This is a genomic window from Sphingomonas sp. SFZ2018-12, from assembly GCF_022496715.1.
Classification (GTDB): Bacteria; Pseudomonadota; Alphaproteobacteria; order Sphingomonadales; family Sphingomonadaceae; genus Sphingomonas.
The window spans coordinates 607530-629185 of record NZ_WTFM01000002.1 but is presented as its reverse complement, the minus strand read 5'-3'; the positions used below and the strand labels follow the sequence as shown (position 1 = coordinate 629185).

Sequence of the window (21656 nt, the reverse complement as noted above, 5' to 3'; positions counted from 1 at the left end):
CGCCGATGACCCCGAAATTCCTTGGCCAGTCCAGCGCGCTCCCGCAATCGCCAGAAGAAGCGACGCTCGATTATGTTCCCAATCCGCGCCCTGGCCAGCTTTATCTGGTCCGCTTCGCCGCGCCCGAGTTCACGTCGCTGTGCCCGGTGACCGCGCAGCCCGATTTCGCGCATCTGGTGATCGACTACGCGCCGGACGCCACCATCGTCGAATCGAAGTCGCTCAAGCTGTTCCTGGGCAGCTTCCGCAACCATCAGGCCTTCCACGAAGATTGCACCGTCGGGATCGGCGCGCGGCTGTTCGACGAGATGAAGCCGAAATGGCTGCGCATCGGCGGTTATTGGTATCCGCGCGGCGGCATCCCGATCGACGTGTTCTGGCAATCCGGGCCGGCGCCGGAGGGGCTGTGGGTGCCCGATCAGGGCGTGGCCGGCTATCGCGGCCGCGGCTGAGCGCGACAGGCGACGCAACCCGGCGACCCGTGCCCGTGCGCGCCAATTTTGCGATTCAATCTTGCTGCATCGCAGCATTCATGCAACTATCTTTGATAGGCTCGGTTTTGACGAATGAGGCGGAGCGAAGAGTCGATCCGCCTCGCACGCGCGAGGAACTGGGAACATGCGGGACGGAGCGACGGTGGCCGCACAGGCCAACACGGTCAATCACATTGCACTCATCGGGAATTTCCTGCCGCGCAAATGCGGTCTGGCGACGTTCACCACGCATGTCCACGCCGCGCTCACCCAACGCTTCCCCGACCTGACCGTCGACGTCTATGCGATGGACGACCATCCCGGCCGCTACGACTATCCCGCCGCCGTCACCGCCGCGATCGACCAGCATGACCGCGCCGCCTATCTCGACGCGGCGCGCCGGATCGAGGCGAGCGGTGCGCGCGCGCTGTTCGTTCAGCACGAATATGGCATCTATGGCGGGCCGGCGGGCGAATATCTGCTGAGCCTGCTCGACCAGCTGAGCATCCCCGTCATCGTCATGCTCCACACCGTGCTCGAACGGCCGAGCGCCGACGAACGGCGGGTGATGGACGCACTGCTGCGCCGCGCGGCGCGCGTGGTCGTGATGGCTGAGCGCGGGCGCGAGATCCTGGCGCAGGTGCACGACCTACCGGCCGACCGGATTGCCGTGATCCCGCATGGCGTGCCCGACCGCGCGCTGATCGACACCGCAGTGATGAAGCCGCGTTTCGGGTGGGAGGACCGCCCTGTTGTCCTCACCTTCGGCCTGCTCGCGCCCAGCAAGGGGATCGAGACGGTGATCGCGGCGCTGCCCGAAATCGTGCGCGCGCACCCCCGCATGCTCTATGTCGTGCTGGGCGCCACCCACCCCAATCTGGTCGCGCACGAAGGCGAGGCGTATCGCGACGGCCTGATCGCGGAGGCTGCGCGGCTGGGGGTCGCCGACAACATCCAGTTCGTCGACGCCTTTGTCGAGGAAGACGACCTGCTCGATTATCTCCAGGCCGCCGACCTCTACGTCACGCCCTATGTCAATCCGGCGCAGATCACGTCGGGCACGCTGTCCTATGCCGTCGCGATGGGCAAGCCGGTGATCGCCACCCCCTATGTCCACGCCAACGAAATCCTGGCCGATGGCCATGGCGTGATCGTCCCGTTCGGCGACAGCGCCGCATTTGCGCGCGCGATCGCGGGCCTGCTCGCCGACCCGGTCCGGCGCGACACGATCGCGCGGCGCGCCTATGCGCGCGGCCGCACGATGCTGTGGCCGTGCCTGGCGGAGGCGAGCATGGCGTTGATCGCCCCGATGGTCGCCGGGCATCCGCGCCGGCTGCAGCGCAATACGCTGGGCGACGTCCCGATCACGCCGCTCCGCCCCGACCTGGCCGCGATCGAACGGATGAGCGACGCGACCGGCATGCTTCAGCATTCGATCTATTCGGTGCCCGATCGTGCGCACGGCTATTGCATCGACGACAATGCCCGCGCGCTGATCTTGATGAGCCGGATGCCCGGCCTCGATGCCGAGACCCGCGACCGTTGGACCACCATCTACGCGGCCTTTGTCCAATACGCCTGGAATCCCGATGCGCGGCGGTTCCGCAATTTCATGCGGTTCGACCGCAGCTGGTGCGAGGATGCCGGATCGGAGGATTCGAACGGCCGCGCCTTGTGGGCGCTGGGCGTGACCGCCGCGGAGGCGCATCTCGCCAAGCATCGCGACTGGGCGCGCATCCTGTTCGACCAGGCGGGCGAGATCGCGTGGGAACTGGGCAGCCCGCGCGCGCGCGCCTTTGCGATGCTGGGTGCGGCGGCGATCGTCTCCGCGCATCCCGGACATGCCCTTGCGACCCGCATCCTTTCGCGCTTCGGTGAAGAGCTGATCGCGTTGCTCGATCAGGCGCGGCGGCCGGAATGGCAGTGGTTCGAGATCGTGCTGGCCTATGACAATGCGCGCCTGCCCGAGGCGCTGATCCGCGCCGGCATCGCGCTGGATCGTCAGAATTTCGTCAAGGTCGGGCTGCAGACGCTGGAGTGGATCGTCGCGCGCCAGACGTCGCCCGAGGGCCGGTTCCGTGCGGTCGGCACCGAGAGCTTCGGGCGCGCTTATGCCGACCCGATGCAGTTCGACCAACAGCCGCTGGAGGCGCAGGCGACGATCGATGCCTGTGCCGCCGCGCACGCCGCGACCGGGGATGCGCGCTGGATCGACGAGGCGATGCGCGCCTATCGCTGGTATCTCGGCCACAACGACCTGGGCCTGCCGCTGGCGAGCGTGCAGGATGGCGGCTGTTTCGACGGGCTGATGCCGACCGGGCTCAACCGCAACCAGGGCGCCGAATCTATCCTGGCGCTGCAACTTGCCTCGTCGGCGATTTACGCGCTTTCAAATCAGGCCGGAAACGTGGCAGATCGGCATCGCGTCGTCGCTTGACCGACAATGCCCATGGCGGCGCGTGATGGGCGTGGGGGGCCGGATGCTCGATCTGTTTAACCACCCGGTGCGTCTGCGCGCCGATCCGTCGCGTGTGGTGGTACGTCCGTTTCACATCGGCTGGCAGCGCAACGGCAATTCACCGAGCCGCACCGAACGCCTGGTCCGCGAGGTGCTCGACATGTCCCCGCGCGAGGCGCGGGCGCAGCTTCAGGACGTGCTCAAGGATTTCGAGGCGCGCCATTGGCAGACGCGGCGCGTGTTCATGACCCGCTATGACGAGATCGAAGCCGTGCTGGGGCTGGACGGATCGCAGATCGGCGACGACAAGCGCCAGCTGATCGGCGCCTATTTCTGCCACGAATACAGCTATGCCGCCGCCGCGCTGATGAACCCGAGCGCGGTCCCCCACCCCGACCAGTCGGGCATGCCGCCGGGCAGCATGCGCATCCTGATGTCGATGCGCGCGGTCGGCGAGGGCCACATCTCGTCGATCGCGTTCCGCGAAGGCGTGCTGAGCACCGGCAACCAGCTCGAACTGGCGCCCCAGCCACCCTTTGCCACCTCCGCCGACGCGGTGTGCCTTGAGGATTGCGTGCCCGAAGGCGCGGTGACCGTTCACCGCCACCGCGACAGCACCCTGTCGGGCACGGTCCTGTTCCCGATCACCCACGCCCAGTCGAACGGGCTGGAGGACCTGCGCCTCACCCGCTTCATACACGCCGACGGGTCGTTTGAATGGATCGGCACCTATACCGCCTACAACGGCTCGATGATCCAGTCGGAGCTGCTGCGCACCCGCGATTTCCGCGCGTTCGACATGGTACCGATGTCGGGATCGGCGGCGCGCAACAAGGGGATGGCGCTGTTCCCGCGCCAGATCGACGGCGAGTATCTGATGATCGGGCGCCAGGACGGCGAGAACCTGTTCCTGATCCGCTCGCACAACCTGACCCACTGGAACGAGGGCACGCGCCTGCTTGAACCGCATTATCCGTGGGAGCTGGTCCAGATCGGCAATTGCGGCCCGCCGATCGAGCTCGACGAGGGCTGGCTGCTGCTCACCCACGGCGTCGGCGCGATGCGCAAATATTCGATCGGCGCGGTGCTGCTCGACAAGGCCGATCCGTCAAAGGTGCTCGGCCGCACGCGCGAGCCGATCCTGGCGGCGGCCGATCAGGACCGTGAAGGCTATGTGCCCAACGTCGTCTACAGCTGCGGCGCGATCCGCTACGATCACACGCTGTTCATTCCCTATGGCGTCGCGGACAGCTCGATCGCGTTCGCCTTCGTGCCGATTCAGTCGCTGCTCAAGGTGATGTAGCGGCCCCGGCGGCTCAGCCCCGGAACAGGCCGCCCAGCACCCCGCGGACCAGCTTGGCACCCAGGCTCTGCTTGCCGCGCGACGTGCCGCCAAAGATCGCCTTGGTCACTTCATTGGCGACGGTGCGCCCGACGGTCGACGCCGCCGATCGCGTTGCCGACGTCGCTGCCTTGTTCCATGGCGATGCGGCGGCAGCCCGATCGGCCTCGCGCTGGCGCTTGGCTTCCTCGCGTTCGGCGGCGATCCGCGCGCGCTCGGCTTCCTTGGCAACGCGGGCGGCTTCCTTCGCCTCGGCCGCCGCCTGCTTTTCGGCCTCGACCTCGGCTTTCGCCGCTTCGGCGGCAGCGGCGGCCTCGGCTGCCTTGGCCCCCAGCAGCTCCTCCGCCGATTCGCGATCGATGCGGGTGTCGTATTTGTCGCCGACGGCGTCGGTCTCGATCAGCACGCCGCGTTCGACCGGGGTGAGCACGCCCACCCGCGAGCGCGGCGGCGCGATCAGCGTGCGTTCGACCGGGCTGGGCGAGCCATCGGCCTGGAGCAGCGAGACCAGCGCCTCGCCGACCTTGAGCTCGGTGATCGCGCTGCCGACCTCGATCGCCGGATTCGGGCGAAAGGTCTCCGCCGCCGCCTTGATCGCGCGCTGCTCCTTGGGCGTGAAGGCGCGCAGCGCATGCTGGACGCGGTTGCCGAGCTGGCCCGCCACGGCATCGGGAATATCGACCGGGTTCTGGGTGACGAAATAGACGCCCACCCCCTTTGATCGGATCAGGCGCACCACCTGCTCGATCTTCTCGGTCAGCGCCTCTGGCGCATCGTCGAACAACAAGTGAGCTTCGTCGAAGAAGAAGACGAGCTTGGGCTTGTCCGGGTCGCCGACCTCGGGAAGCGTCTCGAACAGTTCGGAGAGCATCCACAGCAGGAAGGTGGCGTAGAGCCGGGGGCTGGCCATCAGCTTGTCGGCGGCAAGGATGTTGATGACGCCGTGACCATTGTCATCCGTGCGGATGAAGTCGGCCAGGTCGAGCGCGGGCTCGCCGAAGAAATGGTCGCCGCCCTGGCTGCGCAGTTGCAGCAGCTGGCGCTGGATCGCCCCCACGCTCGCGTTGGTCACATTGCCGTAGCGGGTCGACAGCTCGTCCGCGCGTTCGGCGCAATGGACCAGCATCGCCTGGACATCGTCGAGATCGAGCAGCAGCAGCCCCTCCTCGTCCGCGAGGTGGAAGGCGATGGTCAGCACGCCTTCCTGGGTGTCGTTGAGGTTGAGCAGGCGCGACAGGAGCAGCGGCCCCATCTCCGACGCGGTCGCGCGGATCGGATGGCCCTGTTCGCCGAACAGGTCCCACAGCTGCACCGGGGCGGCGGCATAGCTCCAGCCTTCATAGCCGATGTCGGCGACGCGCTGCGCGAACGGCGCGTGGACCTTCGCCGTCGGCGACCCCGCCATGCCCAGGCCGGCGATGTCGCCCTTCACGTCCGCGACGAACACCGGCACGCCGGCGCGGCTGAACCCCTCGGCCATGCCCTGCAGCGTCACCGTCTTGCCGGTGCCGGTCGCGCCGGCGATCAGCCCGTGGCGATTGGCACGTTTCAGCACCAATGCCTGCGGGGCGACGCCGCCCATGCCTGCACCGATGTAAAGGGTCGCCGCGTCCGTCATGCCATCCTCCCGATCAGGCGGATGGCATAGCCGGATTGTGGCGCGCGGTCAGCCGTTCGTCATCACGATCCGAATTTGACCGCCACGAACTGCGACACGCCGCCGCGGCGCGTGACCAGCATCAGCACCGAATCGCGGTTGGCGGTGCGCGCCTGGCCGACCAGGCGCTCGAAATCGGCCGGGCTGGTGACGGGCGTGCGGTTGACCGCGGTCACCACGTCACCGCGCCGCAGCCCCTTGGCCGCCGCGTCGCTCGACGGATCGACCGCGGCGACGACCACGCCGCGCGTGTCCTGGGGCACGCCGACAGTCTGCGCGATCTGGGGGGTCAGCGCCTGGACCGACATGCCGATCGCGGACGAGGCGGGCACCGCATCGGGCTCATCGGGCTGGCCTTCGTCCATCTGGAACCCGGCCAGTTCCTCTTCCGGCGGGCGGGTGCCGACCGCGACGTTCAGCGTCTGGCGACGGCCGTCGCGGATCAGTTCCAGCGGCACGCGCGTGCCCGGCGGCACCGCGGCGATCAGGTTGCTGAGCGTCTGTTCGGGGGTAACGTCCTTGCCGCCGACGCGGACGATGACGTCGCCGACACGGATGCCGGCCTTTTCGGCGGCCTGGCCCGGCTCGATACGGCTGATGATCTCGCCGCGATCCTTGGGGAGGTCGAGCGCCGAGGCGATATCGTCGGTCAGCGGCTGGATGCCGACGCCCAGATAGCCGCGCTGGACCGACTGGCCCTTCATCAGCGTGTCGACGATCGGCTTGGCCTGCTCGGCGGGGATCGCGAAGCCGATGCCGACATTGCCGCCGCTGGGCGACAGGATCTGGCTGTTGATGCCGATCACGTTGCCCTGCAGGTCGAACATCGGCCCGCCCGAATTGCCGCGATTGATCGAGGCGTCGGTCTGGATGAACTTGTCATAGGGGCCAGTGACGCGGTTGACCGCGGAGATGATGCCGGCGCTGACCGAGCCGCTGAGCCCGAACGGGTTGCCGATCGCGACCACCCAGTCGCCGACGCGCGCCTGGCGCGAATCGCCGAACTTGACGAAGGGCAGGTTGTCACCCTCGATCTTCAGCACCGCCAGGTCGGACCGGACGTCGCGCCCGACCACGGTCGCCTTGAATTCGCGCCGGTCGGCGAGCGTCACGGTGATCGATTCGACCATTGCGCCGCGCGCGCCGGCGGAGATCACGTGGTTGTTGGTGACGACGTAGCCGTCTTCGGAGATCAGGAAGCCCGATCCGAGCGATTCGGCTTCGCGCGTGACGGGGCGGCCGCCCTGCTGGCCCCCGAAGAAGTTTTCGAACGGCGTGCCCTGGAACGGGTTGGCGCTGACCTGGACGCGCTGGGTGGTCGAAATGTTGACCACCGCCGGCTGGAGCCGGGCGACCATGTCGGCAAAGCTCATCGGCGCGCCGCCGCGCGGGCTGGCGGCGTTGATCGCGCCGGGTTCGTTCTGGGCGGTCTGCGCCCCGGCCGGCGGCTGGAGCGCGAGCGTGGCGGCGGTGCCGCCGAGCAGCAGGGCGGAAGTGATGGCGTAAGCGTAGCGCACGATGGAGCTTTCCTCTCTTAGGTCCGGTCGCCGGGAAATAACCCGGCTATCTGGCCAATTCTTGCTGAACCCTGTTTGAATATCCGCGCGGGAACGGCGTCTGTCCGGTCATCGCCCGCCGCCCTCGAACTGCCGCAGATAGGCGTTGTTGGGCGACAGGATGATCGAGGTTTCGCCGGTGGTCGTCGAACCGTCGGCGCCGAAGGTCCGGCGATAGGACTGCATCGCCCGCCAGAACTCATAGAAATCGGCATCCTTGCCAAAGCTCTGGGCATAGATCTGGGCGGCCTGCGCCTGGGCGTTGGCCTGGACGATCTGCGCCTCGCGCCGGCCCTGCGCCTGGATGGTCAGCGCCTCCTGATTGCGCGCGGTGCGCATCCGCTGCAGCGCGCTGTCGAGCGGGCTGCCGGTCGGCAGGTCGGCATGCTTGATCCGGACGTCGACGATCTGCGCGCCATATTGGCCCGCGATCTTGTTGAGCTCGAACTGGATATTCTCCATCACCTGGCCGCGTTCGGGGCTGAGCAGCGCGGCGAAGGGCCGCTTGCCCAGCTCGTTGCGCAGCGTCGATCCCAGGATCGGCTGGAGCCGGTCGGCGATCAGCTGTTCGGTGTTGCCCGCCGAGCCGGTCGAGACGACGGCGCGCAGCGGATTGGTGATGCGGAAGCGCGCGAACGCGTCGACCTGAAGCCGCAGCTGGTCGATCGACAGCACCTGCTGGTTGTCGAGCTCGACATCGAGCACGCGCTTGTCGACGAACACGACGCGGTCGAGGAACGGGATGCGTCCGACGATCCCCGCCCCGGTGCTGCCGAACCGCTCGCCCGGCTGATACTGGTTGACGACGCCCTGCGGCTGCTGGAGCCGCAGGATCACCGCCTGCTTGGTTTCGGGGACGATCGCGACTGAATTGACCAGCAGGATGACGGCGGCGAGGATCAGCAGCCCGATCGCCAGCGGATTGCGCAGCGCGAGATTCATCGCCCGCCCTCCGGCGTCGCAGGGGCGTCGGCCTGGGCGGCGGGCGGCGGCGCATTATTGCGGCGCTGGATCTCGGGCAGCGGCAGATAAGGCGTCACGCCGGGGGTTTCGACGATCGTCTTGTTCGAACGCGCCAGCACTTCCTCCATCGTCTCGTAATAAAGCCGCCGGCGCGTCACGTCGGGCGCCAGGCGATATTGCTCGTAGATCTTGTCGAACTCGGCCGCGTCGCCCTGGGCACGCGCGATCACCTGTTGCGCATAGGCGCGTGCGCGGTTGAGGTTGGACTGGGCCTCCTGCTGCGCGGCGGTCACCGCCTTGAAATCCTCGTCCACCGCCGCGGGGGGATTGGCCTGCTTGATCGCGACGCCGAGCACCTCGACCCCCGAACCATATTCGTCGAGCATCGCCTGCATCCGGCGCTGGACGTCGACCTCGATCGCGGCGCGGCCCGCGCCGATCGCCTGGTTGAGGCTGACCGTCGCTACCGATGCGCGCATCGCGCTCTCCGCGGTCGCGCGCACCGTCTCCTCGGGCCGCGCGATCTGGAAGACATAGGCTTCGGGATCCTTGATGTTCCAGCGCACCTGATAGGACAGATCGACGATGTTCTGGTCGCCGGTCAGCATCAGATTCTCGGTCGCGTTGGTCGGGAACACTTCCTCGCGGTTGCGTTCGACATCGACCAGCTCGACCTGCATCAGCGGCGCGGGCAGCGTGAACTGCACCCCGGGCGTCAGCGTCGAATAATAGCGGCCGAACAGCGTCGCGACGCCGCGCTGCTGCGGGCCGACCGAATGAACCGACGACAGCAGGATCCACAGGCCGACGATCAGCGCGCCGCCGATCCACCACAGCGCCGGGCCGCCCGGCGTCTTCAACCCGCCGCCGCCGTTGCGCCGCGCGCGCTTCAGGAATTCGTCGAGCGAGGTCGCGCCGCTCTTCGGCCGCCGGCCCTCCGGCGGGAACGCCCAGGGATTGCGCGGCCCCGACCCGTCGCCGCCCGAACCGCCGCCGGAGCCATTGCCCCACGGGCCCTTGGGATTGTCGTTCCGCAAAATCCCGGCACCGGGCAGCCAGCCAATCATCTTTCGCATGTCCTCTTTATAGGAGGCTCGCCTGCGATTTACAGTGGTAACACGCGGCGCACGCCTTATCTGGCGCGTGATGACGACCCAAGCCCAACTCCAGGCGCTGCTCGACCCCGTTTGCGCCGGCCGCGCGACGGCGCGGCTCAACGACGGCCGCGCCAGCATCATCCTGGACGTGACCGGGCTCGCCGCCCCGGCGCGCGACGCGCTCGAACAGGCCGCACAGCGGACGGCGGGCGACGCGCCCGGCGTGCGCGAGGTGCGCGTCGCGCTGACGAGCACGCGGGTCGACCGGCGGCTGATCGCGGTGGCGAGCGGCAAGGGCGGGGTCGGCAAGTCGACGCTGACCGCCAACCTGGCCATCGCGCTTGCGCGGACCGGGCGACGCGTCGGCGTGGTCGACGCCGACATCTATGGCCCGTCGCAGCCCAAGCTGCTCGGCGTCGAAGGCGTCAAGCCGCAGGCGCGCGACAAGATGCTGGTGCCGGTCGAAACCCCTTATGGCGTGCCGCTGCTGTCGATGGGGCAGCTGGTCGCGCCCGGCCAGGCGATCGCGTGGCGCGGGCCGATGGCGGGCGGCGCGCTCGGCCAGCTGGTCGACGGCGACTGGGGCGCGCACGACGTGCTGCTGCTCGACCTGCCGCCGGGCACCGGCGACGTCCAGCTGACCATGATCCAGAAGCACCGCCCGGCGGGCGCGGTGATCGTGTCCACCCCCCAGGACCTGGCGCTGATCGACGCGCGCCGCGCGATCGACCTGTTCGCGACCGCAAAGGTGCCGATCATCGGCGTGGTCGAGAACATGGCGGGCTATGCCTGTCCGCATTGCGGCGAGATGTCCGACCCGTTCGGGCATGGCGGCGCACAGGCGGCGGCGCAGGCGCTGGGGGTGCCCTTCCTGGGCCGGATCCCGCTGACGCTGGCGATCCGCACCGCATCGGACGCGGGCACGCCGCCGGCCGCGGGCGAAAGTGCCGATGCCGCGATCTTCGCCGGGCTGGCCGCCGGCGTCGCGGCGTGGCTCGACCAGCCGGCGCGCTGAACGCTCAGGCGACGGCGAACAGCCAGGCGAGCGGATCGGCGACGCGCGCCGCCCACGCATTCTCCTCATGCGGGGCACCGGAATAGGTGCGGCTGGCAAAATCGCGCGCCGGCCGCCAGCCGAGCGCCGGCAGCAGCGCGTCGACCGCAGCCTGGTAGGGCGCGTAGAGCCGGTCGAGCGTCGCGGTGCCATGGTCGAACCAGATGCGCCGCCCGGCGGGCTTGCCGAGCCGGTCGCGCAGATAGCCCGTCCACGCCGCCGTCACCGCATCGGCATGCGGCGCGGCCGCCCGATCGTCGGGCGGGATAAACATCGGCCAGTGCGTCGACAGGCACCCCGCCGCCCCGAAGATGTCGGGGCGTTCGACCAGCGCATAGAGCGAGATCAGCCCGCCCATGCTCGACCCCATGACGCGCGTATCGGCAACGCCCGGCCGGGTGCGATAGGCGCGGTCGACCGCAGGCTTCAGGACATCGGCCATGAAGGCGAGATAGGCATCCGACCGGACCGGGCCGTCGCCGATGCGCACGCCCAGGTCGGCGCGGACATCGGGTGCCAGGCGATCATAGGCAGCGCGCGGCAGATAGGTGCGAAAGCGCGCGTCGCCCGGGTTCCACACGCCGACGATGATCGGCGGATCGATCGTCCCCGCCGCCGCCAGCCGCGCGGCCGCGCGATCGACATGCCACACCTTGCCATAGCCGCTGACCGCCGGATCGAACAGGTTCTGGCCGTCGTGCATGTAAAGGACGCCGCGCGGCGGGGCGTCCGCCCCCGTCGCATCGGGTCGCCAGATCGACACGCGCAGCGGGCCGATGCCGGGCGCATCAAGCGTCCATTCATCCAGCCGGGGCGCGGCGGCGGTCAGCGGGCGGACGCGCGCGCACCCTGCCGCGGCCAGCAGGGCGCCGAGCGCCGCCCGCCGCCGCATCATTTGCCGGCGGCGAAGCGCACCGCATAGCCGCCGCCCGGGGCCATGGTCAGTGCCAGCGTGTCGGCAGCGGTGACCTTGCGCGTTTCGATCACGATCGAATGCCGCTTCTCCGTGCGGTAATCTGCGTCGTCGCCGTCGCGATAGATGGTGGCGGTATAGGTCTTGCCCGGCGCGAGGAAGTCGAGCGCGACGCGCGTGTCGCGGCGCGTGCCGTCGCCGACGCCGCCGACATACCAGTCCTCGCTGTTGCGGTCCTTGCGCGCGATCACCGCATATTCGCCGATCGCGCCCGACAGCATCCGGGTTTCCGACCAGTCGGCGGGCACCTTCGAGATGAAAGCCAGCTCGCGCGGATATTTGGCCAGGTTTTCGGGCAGGTCGGCCGCCATCTGGATCGGCGAATACAGCGTCAGATAGAGCGACAGCTGCTTGGCGAGCGTGGAGTTGAGCTTGAGGTCGCCCTGCCCGCTCAGGCTCAGCACGCCGGGGGTGAAGTCCATCGGCCCCGACAGCATCCGGGTGAAGATCAGCGTCGCTTCATGCTCCACCGGGTTCACCGGGATCGCCCAGGCGTTGTATTCCATGCCGCGCGCGCCTTCGCGGCCCACCCAGTTGGGATAGGTGCGCCTGAGCCCGGTATCCTTGATCGGCTCGTGCGCGTTCACCGCGACCTTGTACTTCGCGGCGGTCTCGACGACCTTCAGATGGTGCTGCGCCATGCGCTGGCCGTCATGCCATTCAAACACGTTGCGGCCGTCGGGTCCCGGCGCCTGGATGCCGCCGGCATCGGCGACATAGCCGGTCTTGACCGAATCGACGCCGAGCTCGCCATAAAGCTTCATCGCCGCGTCGAGCTGGGCCTCGTAATCGGTGATGTTGCCGCCGGTCTCGTGATGGCCGATCAGCCGCACGCCTTTCTTGCGCGCATAGTCGGCCAGCCATTTCAGGTCGAAATCGGGCGTCGGTTCGGTGAAGCTGAAGCTCGAATTGCCGCCGAACCACGGGCCGTCCCAGCCCTTGTTCCACCCTTCGACCAGCACGCCGCGAAAGCCGTGCTTGGCGGCGAAGTCGATATGCCCCTTCACATGCTCGGTGGTGGCACCGTGGCGCGGGCCCGTGCTCCACGTCCATTTGTTGAGGTGCATTTCCCACCACACGCCGATATATTTGAACGGCTTGACCCAGCTGACATCGCCCAGCTTGTTGGGTTCGTTGAGGTTGAGCTCGAGGTCGTTGTCATAGAGTCCCGGCGCATCCTCCGCGATGCGGATCGTGCGCCACGGCGTCGTGAACGGCGCGGCGCGCACCACGCGGGGACCCTGCGACGACGGCGACAGCTGGGCGCGGAAGCGCTGACCCTCGAAACGCTTGAACCACATCGCCGAATAGTCGACCAGCGCGGCTTCGTGAAACGACAGGTGCAGTCCGTCGTCCAGCCGCATCGTGATCGGCGTATGCGCGACCGACACCGCGTCGATCGGCGTCTTTTGATAGATGTATTCGTAGCGGTTCCAGTCGCCGCCGCGGATCCACCATGCGCTGCCGGGCTGGGCGACGACGAACTCGGTCAGCTCCTCCGCGATGCGCGCGGTCTTGAGGTTAGGCTGCTCGGGAAAGTCGATGCGAAAGCCGACGCCGTCGTCGAAGACGCGGAATTCGGCGATCATCACGCGCGCGAGCGCCGATGTTTCCTGAAGGCGGACCCGCACGCCGTTGAAGCGATTGGTAACGAAGCGCCGCTCGCCCCAGGGCTGTTCCCAGCGGTCGTCGCCGCGCGTCTGCTCCGAGCCCGTGACGCGGATTGCGCGGGTCAGCGGATCGGCGTCGGTAAAGGTGAAGCCCAGCCGCGACGCGGCGATGACCGGCTTGCCGTCGCGGAACACCCGATAATCGGGCTTGCCGTCGGGATCGACGCCGACATCGACGGTGATCCGTCCGTCCGGCGACGCCACCGTCACGCGCTCTGCCGGTGTCGCCCCCTGCGCCAGCGCGGCGGGCGCGATCGTCAAAGCCATGATCGCGAGTGCCGAACGAACCATCTTCCTACTCCCTGACTGAAAGCTGCGGGTCGGCGGGCGCATCAGCCCACCGTACCGATGACGCCCGCAAAGGGCCCGAGCGTCGCGCGGTCGCGCTCCCCCGTCGCGGCGCGCGTCATCATCGTGGCGGGCGCGGTCCAGTCCACCGGTTCGGCGGACAGGTTGAACGCGCAGATGACGGTGGCAGCGCCCGGATGATGGCGCTCGAACACGAGCAGCGCATCCGAGGCGACGCGCACCGTCAGGTCACCCACGCCGAGCGCCGGCAGGTCGCGGCGCAGGCGGATGAGCGTGCGCGTCCAGTTGAGCAGCGAATCGGCGTCGCGCCGCTGGCGATCGACCGCCAGCGCGCCATGATCGACCCCGTGCGGCAGCCACGGCTTGTCCGATCCGAAGGCGAGGTCAGGCGCCTGGCTTTCCCACGGCATCGGCGTGCGCGCGCCGTCGCGCGACAAAGTGTGCGGCCAGTTGGCGATCGCTTCGGGATCCTGCAGCTGGTCGAAGGGGATGTCGACCTGAGTCAGGCCCAGTTCCTCGCCCTGATAGAGGATGACGTTGCCGCGCAGCGCCATCAGCAGCAGCATCTTCACGCGCGAAAAGGCGCGCGCATGTTCGGGCGCGGCCCAGCGCGACAGACCGCGCGGCGCGTCGTGATTCTCGAATGCCCAGCTTGGCCAGCCAATGCCCGGCGCGTCGGGCCATGCATCGACCGCACCCTGCACCACCGCCGGCGTCAGATGCGGTGCATAGAGGAAGTCGAAGCCATAGGCGCTGTTCAGGCGATGGTCGCCCGCGGTGAACAGCTTCATCTCGCTGGCGGAATTGTCGCCGCCGACCTCGGCCATGGTGAAGATGCCGTTATAGCGGTCGATCTCGCCGCGCAGCCGTTCGATGAAGCGGACGATGTCGGGATGGCTCTGGTTGAACTGCTTCAACTGGAAATCGAACGGACGGGTGCGCACGCGTCCGGTGTCGGGCGCGGGCGGATTGTCGCGCAGCTCGGGGTCGTGCATCGCGAAGTTGAGCGCATCGAGCCGGAAGCCGTCGACCCCGCGGTCGAGCCAGAAGCGCGTGACGCCCAGGATCGCGTCCTGCACTTCAGGATTATGCAGGTTGAGGTCGGGCTGTTCGGCCAGGAAATTGTGCAGATAATATTGGCCCCGCCGCGCGTCCCACGCCCAGGCGGGACCGCCGAACACCGATTGCCAGTTGCTGGGCGGGCTGCCATCGGGCTTGGCATCGGCCCAGACATACCAGTCGGCCCTGGCATTGGTGCGGCTCGACCGGCTTTCGCGGAACCAGGGATGCTGGTCCGACGAGTGCGAATAGACCTGGTCGATCAGCACCTTGAGCCCGAGCGCATGGGCGCGCGCGACCAGCGCGTCGAAATCGGCGAGCGTGCCGAACACCGGGTCGACCCCACAGAAATCGGCGACGTCATAGCCGAAGTCGCGCATCGGCGAGGTGAAGAAGGGCGAGACCCAGATCGCGTCGACGCCCAGTTCGGCGACATGGTCGAGCCGCCGGGTAATGCCCGGCAGGTCGCCGATGCCGTCGCCGTTGGTGTCGGCGAAGCTGCGCGGATAGATCTGATAGATCACCGCGCCCTTCCACCACGGATGGTCGGGAGCGGGAGACGGCTGGGGTTTGGTCAACGCGGACATCGAGTTCATTTTCCGGACGCAAGGATACAATAAGCGAAGGGCGCGAGCGCGAGCGCGACGCTGCCGGGGGCGGACAGCGTTGCGCCGGTGCAGGTGCCGCCCAGCGGGGCGAAGCCGCTGCGGCGCGGATCGACCTCGACCTGACCCGACCAGGGTGTGGCGGCGGTGTTGAAGGCGATCAGATATTCGCGGCCGTCATCGGGATCGAAGCGGCTGACCGCGAACAGGCCGGGCGTCTTGCCCGCCGCGCGGGTCAGCTGGAGCCCGCGCCGCAGCGCGGCGTGGCCAGTGCGCAGCCGCGCCAGCTCGGCGATCGCGGCGCGCAGCGGGTGATCGGCGAAATGGTCGGCGCCGGGCGATCGGTCAGTGCCGACCAGCCGGTTGTCGAGATAGGAGGCGACGCGGGTGGGGAACATGTCCTCGCGCGCGTCCTGGTCGCTGCCGTCGCTCGAAAAGCCCTGTTCATCGCCATAATAGATCGTCGGCACGCCGCGCAGCAGCAGCAGCATCGCATGACCCAGGCGGACACGCGCCGCGATCTCCGCCTCGCTGGCGCGGGGATGCCCCTGGCGCACCGCGGTCGAAAAGCGGCCCTGGTCGTGGTTGCCGATGAAGGTCGGCAGCCGGAGCGCCGCCGGCTCGCCGCCGGCATAGAGCGCGTCACCCTCGAACAAGCGCGCCAGACGTTCGGTGCCGCGATCGCCGGCAACGGTTTCGCGCACCGCGGTCGAAAAGGCGAAGTCGAGCACGCTCGGCAGCTTGTCGACGATGGTATGGCGCGCGAGCAGCCCGGGCTCCAGATCGTTGTACGCCGCCTCGCCGAAGATGTGGAAATTGGGAATGCCCCGCGCCTTCGCGCGTTCCAGCATCGCCGGCGCGAACGCCGCCCAGAATTCCGGATTGACGTGACGCGCGGTGTCGATGCGAAAGCCGTCGACGCCGAACCGGTCGATCCAGCTGGCATAGATGTCGATCATCCCCTGCACGACGCGGGGATGTTCGGTCATCAGGTCGTCGAGGCCGGAAAAATCGCCCATGGTCGAGCTTTCGCCCTCAAAGGTCGAATTGCCGCGATTGTGATAGTAGATTGGATCGTTGAGCCAGGCGGGCACCTTCACCTGTCGCTCGCCCGGCGCGACACGGGGCGTATAGGCGAAGTTGGGGTTGGTCAGCCGCGCGAAATTGTCCACGGTCATTACCCGGTCGCCGGCGAACCCCGGATTGATCGGCGCGCCGTCGACGCCGCCGACGGTCGAGTAGGGATAGTCGGCGCGGCCGCGATAGTCGCACGCGCGGTCGCCGCATTCCACATTGTGGATGACGTCGGCGGTATGGTTGGCGATGATGTCCATATAGACCTTCATGCCGCGCTCGTGCGTCGCATCGACCAGCGCCTTGAAGTCGGCCTCGCTGCCGAGATGCGGGTCGACCGTCGTGAAGTCGGTGATCCAGTAGCCGTGATAGCCCGACGTTTCCTCGCCCGGCGCGCCCTGCACCGCCTTGTTCTTGAACACCGGCGTCAGCCAGATCGCCGTGGCGCCCAGCGACTGGATATAGTCGAGCCTCGCGATCAGCCCCTTCAGGTCGCCGCCATGATAGAAGCCCTTGTGCGTCGGATCGAAGCCGTGGCGCAGCCGGTCGCCACGGATGCCGCCGGTGTCGTTGGCGGGATCGGCATTGGCGAAGCGATCGGGCAGGACGAAATAGATCACCTCGTCCTCGGGTGGCCGCTGGCGCAGATCCTGGGCGGGGGCGGGCATGACGAGCGCAAGGCCGGCGGCGAGCGCGAGGGCGCGAAACGCGATCATCGCGCGACCTTCAGTGGCGTGGCCGGTGCCGCGGCGATGCCGTCGAGGAAGCGCGTATGGCTGGGCATCGCCGACACCGCATTGGCCGCGATGTCGCGGACCGCGCCCAGGAAATCGGCGAGCTGGCCCGGGGTCAATGCGTCGGCGAGCGGGTGCCAGGCGTCGGGCAGCACGCCCTGGCCGATCAAGACCTGAAGCCAGCCGGGTTCGGCGAACAGCTCGTCCTCGCGCCGCGACACACGCGCCGAGGCACGGAACAGGTCGAGCTTGCGCACCAGTTCGCCGGGCAGCGCCATCGTGCGGACATGGTCCCATAACGGTTCGCCGTGCCGCTGATTGGCGTGATAGTGGAGCACCAGAAAGTCGCGGATATGGTCATATTCGAAATGGGTCAGCCGGTTGTATTCGGCGCGATCCGCCTCCGCCATCGCGCCGGCCGGCAGGAAGGCGAGGATGCGCGAGATCGCGGTCTGGACCAGATGGATGCTGGTCGATTCGAGCGGCTCGAGAAAGCCGCTGGCCAGCCCGACCGCGACGCAGTTGCGATGCCAGAAGGTCCGGCGCTTGCCCGGCGTGAAGCGCAGCGGGCGGGGATCGCCCAGCGCCGGGCCGTCCAGATTGGCGAGCAAGGTCGCGGCGGCCGCGTCGTCGCTCACGAACCGGCTGGCATAGACATAGCCGTTGCCCGTGCGGTGCTGGAGCGGGATGCGCCATTGCCAGCCCGCGGTGCGCGCGGTGGCGCGCGTAAACGGATCGGGCGGCGCGACATTTTCCGATGGCACCGCCAGCGCGCGGTCGCACGGCAGCCAGTCGCGCCAGTCTTCATAGCCGACACCCAGCGCCTCGCCGATCAATAGCGCGCGAAAGCCGGAGCAATCGATGAACAGGTCGCCGGTCACCTCGCGCCCGCCCTCGATCGTGACACCGGCTATGTCGCCATTGTCGGCCAGCCGCGTCCCGATGATGCGTCCTTCGACGCGGGCAACACCGGCGGCTTCCGCCTTGTCGCGCAGATAGGCGGCATAACGCGCGGCATCGAAGTGAAAGGCGTACGGCATGGCGGGCGCGGGGGCATGCCGCACCGGATCGACGCGCGCGAACCTGCCGGCATAGGCCGCGACGTTGTTGAGCCCGTAGGCGCCGAACGCGTCGGCGATGCCGAGCGCGCGGGCGCGCAGCCAGTAATGATGGAACGGGGTGAGGCCCAGGCCACGCCCGATCGTGCCGAAGCCATGCATATAGGCATGGCCGGGCCGCAGCCAGTCGCGGAACTCGATGCCGAGCTTGATGGTGCCCGACGTCTCGCGCAGGAACTCTGCCTCATCGAGCCCGAGCGCGGCATTGAACAGCTGGATCTGCGGGATGGTCGCCTCGCCCACCCCGACGGTGCCGATCGCTTCCGATTCGACCAGCGTGACCTGACAGGCCGCGCCCGCCAGCCGGCCGAACGCCGCCGCGGTCATCCACCCCGCCGTGCCGCCGCCGACGATCACCACCCGGATCTTCGCCGGGCCCGTGCCTTGATCGGACTGCATCATCGGCTCTTCCTCTCCCGCGACGCGCCGCCGCCGGTCCATGCCCGGCGGCGGTCGTGCGCCACGAGCTTAGAAGCTGTACGTCGCGCCGAACAGGAAGGTTCGGCCGTAGGACTCGTTGGTGATCACCGCACGCGAGTCGTTCTGGAAGGTGATGAACGGCTCGTCGGTCAGGTTCAGGCCCTGAATGGTGAGCGCCAGCCCCTCGAGCGCGCCCGACTTGAAGCGATAGCCGACCTGGGCGTCGATGATCGATTCCGCACGGGCGGTGCGCAGGTTGCGGGTCGCCGAAATGCCCTGGACTTCCGCGAGGAAGCTCGAGCGATACCGGTGGCTGGCGCGCGCTTCGAAGCCCCAGCGTTCGAAATAGACGGTCGAGTTGACCACCCACTTCGACAGGCCGGGCACGGTGATCGCATCCGGATTGTCGCCCAACGTCACTTCGCTGTCGGTGTAGGAGCCGCTCGACTGGATGCCGAAGCCTTCGAGCGCGGAGGTCAGCAGGCCGAGCGGCAGCGACAGCGTCGCTTCCACACCCTTCAGCGAGCCCTCGCCGCGATTGGTCGGGCCGGAGGTGATGCCGATCGGCGTCCCCAGCACCGCCGCCTGTGCCGGCGTCAGTTCGCTGGCAATCAGGTAGGAGAAGTCGGTGAGGAACGCGTCGTTCGGGTTCACGAAGTCGCGCAGATTCTTGTAGAAGCCGGCAACCGAGATGTAGCCCTGTCGCCCGAAATAATGTTCGACCGAGATGTCGACGCCGTCGGCGAGATAGGGGCGCAGCCGTGCATTGCCGCCCGACGCGCTGAACGCCGCCTGGTTGGGATCGGTCGAGGTCAGCCGCGTCAGGTTGACCGACGGCGACAGGCTGGCGTTCAGCTGATCCATGCGCGCACGGGCCAGCGTGCGGGCCGCGCCAACGCGAACCTGGGTGTTGGGCGCGACCTGGAAGTTCAGGTTGATGCTGGGCAGCCAGTTCACATAGCTCGCACCGTCAACCACCGGCAGGAACACCGCATTGATCGTTCCCGCGCTGCCGCCGGCACCGCCAACGATGCGCGCGCCGGTTGCGGTCTGGTCGGTATTGACGACCTGAAGGCCGAGATTGCCGGTCACCGGCAGCGAGCCGACATTGCCGTCGATGTCGAGGCGCACCCAGCCGGTCCAGACATTCTCGTCGACCTTCCAGTCCTGCGGGACGCTGAACGACGATGCCGCGACCGAGACCTGGTTGTAGAAACCGTTGGCGATCAGGTAGAGCGGATCATAGGTGACCTGGTCGCCAAAGCCGAGGAAGTAGAGGCCGGTGTTGCTGCCGCGCAGCGCCTCCGCGGGGATCGGCGCGGTGCGGGTGGCCCCGCCGGCGAGCGAGTTGGTCGCACCGGGCAGCGTCAGGAACGTCTGGAAGAAATCGCGCTCCTTGGTGCGACGGGCGATGTTGGTGCCGACTTCCACGCCGCTGAAGAAGCTTTCCTCGCTGAACTTCTTCTTCGCCGCGAAACGGATCTGCGCCAGCTCGTCGAGCGTGTTGGGCGAGTTGTTGAAACCGGCCTGGACCAGGTCGTTGCCCGCGCCCCAGCCCTGGGGGTCGGTCAGGCGGATCAGGCTGGTGTCGGCATAATTGCGCGTGGTCCCGAACTGGTAGATGCCACCCGACTGGCGCGAGAAGGTCAGCGTGTCTTCGGGCAGGCCGCGGCCGTAGCTCAGGCCGCTGTAGGATTCGATGCCCTCCGCCTCGCGGTCGGAACGCGAATAGCTGACGTCGAGCTCGACGCGGAACTGATCGTCCTCGTACTTGGTGTTCCAGCCGACCGCGAGCGCTTCGGTGTCCTTGCGGTTATAGTCGTTGCGGACGACGGGGTTCAGCCCAGTATAGGTGCCGCTGGTGATCAGGCCGTCCTCGACCGTGCCGCCGGGCTGGAGGATCGCGTCGCCCCAGTAGAGCGGCAGTTCGATGCCGCGCAGATACTGCTTTTCCGAATAGTCGGAATAGAAGATGTCGAGGGTGCCGTTGAGGCCGTCCAGCGGCTCGAACTCGATCGCGCCGAAGATGCCCAGGCGGTCGAGATCGGTGCTCTTCACATAGGGCTTGGCACCGCCGATCACCCCGGCGCCGACATAGGGCGCATATTCGGGACGCACGGTGAAGGTATCGTCGCTGGTGGTGGCGGTCCCACGGGTGTTGCGGATACCGAAATTGTCGTTGTTGAAGTCGAAGGTCGGGAAGCCCCACGCTTCGAAGGTCTGGATCTGGGTCGGCGACGACTGATAGGCGACACCGAATGCGACGCCCAGGCGACCGTCGAGGAACTGGTCGACGAAGGTGAAGGTACCGCGATAGCCGTCGCGCGGCGAATCCGGGTTCAGCTGCTCGCGCTCGTTGAGCTCATAGCGGCCCGCAAGCGAGATGACGCGCTTGCCCGCCGCCAGCGGGCGGATGGTGCGCAGATCGACCGAGCCGGCAAGGCCCTGGCCGATCAGGCCCGCGAACGGCGTCTTGTAGACGACGCCGCTGCTGATCAGCTCGGCAGGGAACTGGTCATATTCGACGCCGCGGTTGTCGCTGGACGACACCTGTTCGCGGCCGTTCAGCAGCGTGGTCGAGAAGTCGGGACCGAGGCCGCGGATCGACAGCACCTGGCTGCGCCCGTCGAGGCGCTGGGTGGCGAGACCCGGCAGGCGGCCCAGCGTTTCGGCGATCGACACGTCGGGCAGCTTGCCGATGTCTTCGGCCGAGAAGGCTTCGACGATGCCGCTGGATTCGCGCTTGACCGAAATCGCGCTTTCGACCGCGGCGCGATAGCCCATGACGATCATGTCCTCGCCGTCGCCGGTATCCTCCGGCGCGGCTTCCTGCGGCGCGGGCTCGGCGTCCTGGGCCAGTGCGGGCGTGGCGGAAACGAGCGCCATGGCGATCGCGGTGGCGCTGGTGCCGAGCGCGCCGCGCAGACGGCGGTCGAGCGTGTTCGAAAGACGGATCATGAATTCCTCCCCTTGAGCGACGCTGGGCGATTGTCGTCCCGCCCTGGCCCCGAAAACTGTCGATGTGACGGTTCCGCCACGCGCGGTCCGCCGAATGTCGGCTTCGATAATTCGACGACCCCGCCGACGAATAGGG

14 protein-coding genes are annotated in these 21656 nt (G+C 68.0%); 4 read left to right on the top strand and 10 right to left on the bottom strand.

Going from position 1 to position 21656, the window contains the following annotated elements:
* Positions 1-5 precede the first annotated feature (5 nt).
* From queF to GO308_RS11990, 3 genes are all read left to right on the top strand, one after another.
* The gene (gene queF / locus GO308_RS12000) at positions 6-452 is read left to right on the top strand and encodes a preQ(1) synthase (RefSeq protein ID WP_240885594.1); all 447 of its coding nucleotides are present in this window, start codon (positions 6-8) and stop codon (positions 450-452) included.
* Between the two features lie 166 nt (positions 453-618).
* Positions 619-2910, top strand: a complete 2292-nt coding sequence (locus GO308_RS11995; protein ID WP_066674417.1) for a glycosyltransferase family 4 protein — start codon at positions 619-621, stop codon at positions 2908-2910.
* Positions 2911-2953: 43 nt separating this feature from the next.
* On the top strand, positions 2954-4234 hold the full coding sequence (locus GO308_RS11990; protein ID WP_240885593.1) for a glycoside hydrolase family 130 protein: 1281 nt from the start codon (positions 2954-2956) through the stop codon (positions 4232-4234).
* A 13-nt stretch (positions 4235-4247) separates the two neighbouring features.
* Here the strand turns inward: GO308_RS11990 and GO308_RS11985 are convergent, their stop codons facing one another.
* From GO308_RS11985 to GO308_RS11970, 4 genes are all read right to left on the bottom strand, one after another.
* Positions 4248-5891 carry a helicase HerA-like domain-containing protein gene (locus tag GO308_RS11985; RefSeq protein ID WP_240885592.1) on the bottom strand — a complete coding sequence of 548 codons (1644 nt, stop codon included), beginning with the start codon at positions 5889-5891 and terminating at the stop codon, positions 4248-4250.
* 62 nt (positions 5892-5953) lie between these two features.
* Positions 5954-7447 carry a Do family serine endopeptidase gene (locus tag GO308_RS11980; RefSeq protein ID WP_240885591.1) on the bottom strand — a complete coding sequence of 498 codons (1494 nt, stop codon included), beginning with the start codon at positions 7445-7447 and terminating at the stop codon, positions 5954-5956.
* 108 nt (positions 7448-7555) lie between these two features.
* Entirely contained in the window at positions 7556-8428 is an 873-nt protein-coding gene (locus GO308_RS11975; RefSeq protein ID WP_066480662.1) for a protease modulator HflC, read from the bottom strand.
* Positions 8425-9525, bottom strand: a complete 1101-nt coding sequence (locus GO308_RS11970; RefSeq protein WP_066674425.1) for a protease modulator HflK — start codon at positions 9523-9525, stop codon at positions 8425-8427. Before GO308_RS11970 ends, GO308_RS11975 begins: the two co-directional genes overlap by 4 nt.
* A 70-nt stretch (positions 9526-9595) precedes the next feature.
* Here GO308_RS11970 and GO308_RS11965 point away from each other — a divergent pair, with 70 nt between their 5' ends.
* Positions 9596-10561 (top strand): P-loop NTPase, encoded by a 966-nt coding sequence (locus tag GO308_RS11965; RefSeq protein ID WP_066480658.1) that lies wholly within the window; start codon positions 9596-9598, stop codon positions 10559-10561.
* A 4-nt stretch (positions 10562-10565) separates the two neighbouring features.
* Here GO308_RS11965 and GO308_RS11960 read toward each other — a convergent pair whose 3' ends face one another.
* From GO308_RS11960 to GO308_RS11935, 6 genes are all read right to left on the bottom strand, one after another.
* Positions 10566-11495, bottom strand: coding sequence for an alpha/beta hydrolase-fold protein (locus tag GO308_RS11960; protein WP_240885590.1), 930 nt, complete (start codon positions 11493-11495; stop codon positions 10566-10568).
* Positions 11492-13534, bottom strand: a complete 2043-nt coding sequence (locus tag GO308_RS11955; protein WP_240885589.1) for a glycoside hydrolase family 97 protein — start codon at positions 13532-13534, stop codon at positions 11492-11494. Before GO308_RS11955 ends, GO308_RS11960 begins: the two co-directional genes overlap by 4 nt.
* A 41-nt stretch (positions 13535-13575) precedes the next feature.
* Positions 13576-15198 carry an alpha-amylase family glycosyl hydrolase gene (locus tag GO308_RS11950; protein WP_240885820.1) on the bottom strand — a complete coding sequence of 541 codons (1623 nt, stop codon included), beginning with the start codon at positions 15196-15198 and terminating at the stop codon, positions 13576-13578.
* A gap of 5 nt (positions 15199-15203) precedes the next feature.
* Entirely contained in the window at positions 15204-17006 is a 1803-nt protein-coding gene (locus tag GO308_RS11945) for an alpha-amylase family glycosyl hydrolase (protein ID WP_240885588.1), read from the bottom strand.
* Positions 17003-18544, bottom strand: coding sequence for a tryptophan halogenase family protein (locus GO308_RS11940; protein WP_240885587.1), 1542 nt, complete (start codon positions 18542-18544; stop codon positions 17003-17005). The genes GO308_RS11945 and GO308_RS11940 overlap by 4 nt, the downstream gene beginning before the upstream one ends.
* A 66-nt stretch (positions 18545-18610) precedes the next feature.
* Complete coding sequence (locus tag GO308_RS11935) at positions 18611-21520, bottom strand: TonB-dependent receptor (RefSeq protein ID WP_240885586.1); 2910 nt, start codon at positions 21518-21520, stop codon at positions 18611-18613.
* Positions 21521-21656: the final 136 nt, after the last annotated feature.

Bases quoted from the DNA above. Each gene is read 5' to 3' on its own strand.
- GO308_RS11955 (WP_240885589.1), bottom strand. From the start codon at position 13,534: ATGGTTCGTTCGGCACTCGCGATCATGGCTTTGACGATCGCGCCCGCC.
- GO308_RS11970 (WP_066674425.1), bottom strand. From the start codon at position 9,525: ATGCGAAAGATGATTGGCTGGCTGCCCGGTGCCGGGATTTTGCGGAAC.
- GO308_RS11960 (WP_240885590.1), bottom strand. From the start codon at position 11,495: ATGATGCGGCGGCGGGCGGCGCTCGGCGCCCTGCTGGCCGCGGCAGGG.
- GO308_RS11975 (WP_066480662.1), bottom strand. From the start codon at position 8,428: ATGAATCTCGCGCTGCGCAATCCGCTGGCGATCGGGCTGCTGATCCTC.
- GO308_RS11935 (WP_240885586.1), bottom strand. From the start codon at position 21,520: ATGATCCGTCTTTCGAACACGCTCGACCGCCGTCTGCGCGGCGCGCTC.
- GO308_RS11940 (WP_240885587.1), bottom strand. From the start codon at position 18,544: ATGATGCAGTCCGATCAAGGCACGGGCCCGGCGAAGATCCGGGTGGTG.
- GO308_RS11990 (WP_240885593.1), top strand. From the start codon at position 2,954: ATGCTCGATCTGTTTAACCACCCGGTGCGTCTGCGCGCCGATCCGTCG.
- GO308_RS11995 (WP_066674417.1), top strand. From the start codon at position 619: ATGCGGGACGGAGCGACGGTGGCCGCACAGGCCAACACGGTCAATCAC.
- GO308_RS11950 (WP_240885820.1), bottom strand. From the start codon at position 15,198: ATGTCCGCGTTGACCAAACCCCAGCCGTCTCCCGCTCCCGACCATCCG.
- queF (WP_240885594.1), top strand. From the start codon at position 6: ATGACCCCGAAATTCCTTGGCCAGTCCAGCGCGCTCCCGCAATCGCCA.
- GO308_RS11985 (WP_240885592.1), bottom strand. From the start codon at position 5,891: ATGACGGACGCGGCGACCCTTTACATCGGTGCAGGCATGGGCGGCGTC.
- GO308_RS11965 (WP_066480658.1), top strand. From the start codon at position 9,596: ATGACGACCCAAGCCCAACTCCAGGCGCTGCTCGACCCCGTTTGCGCC.
- GO308_RS11945 (WP_240885588.1), bottom strand. From the start codon at position 17,006: ATGATCGCGTTTCGCGCCCTCGCGCTCGCCGCCGGCCTTGCGCTCGTC.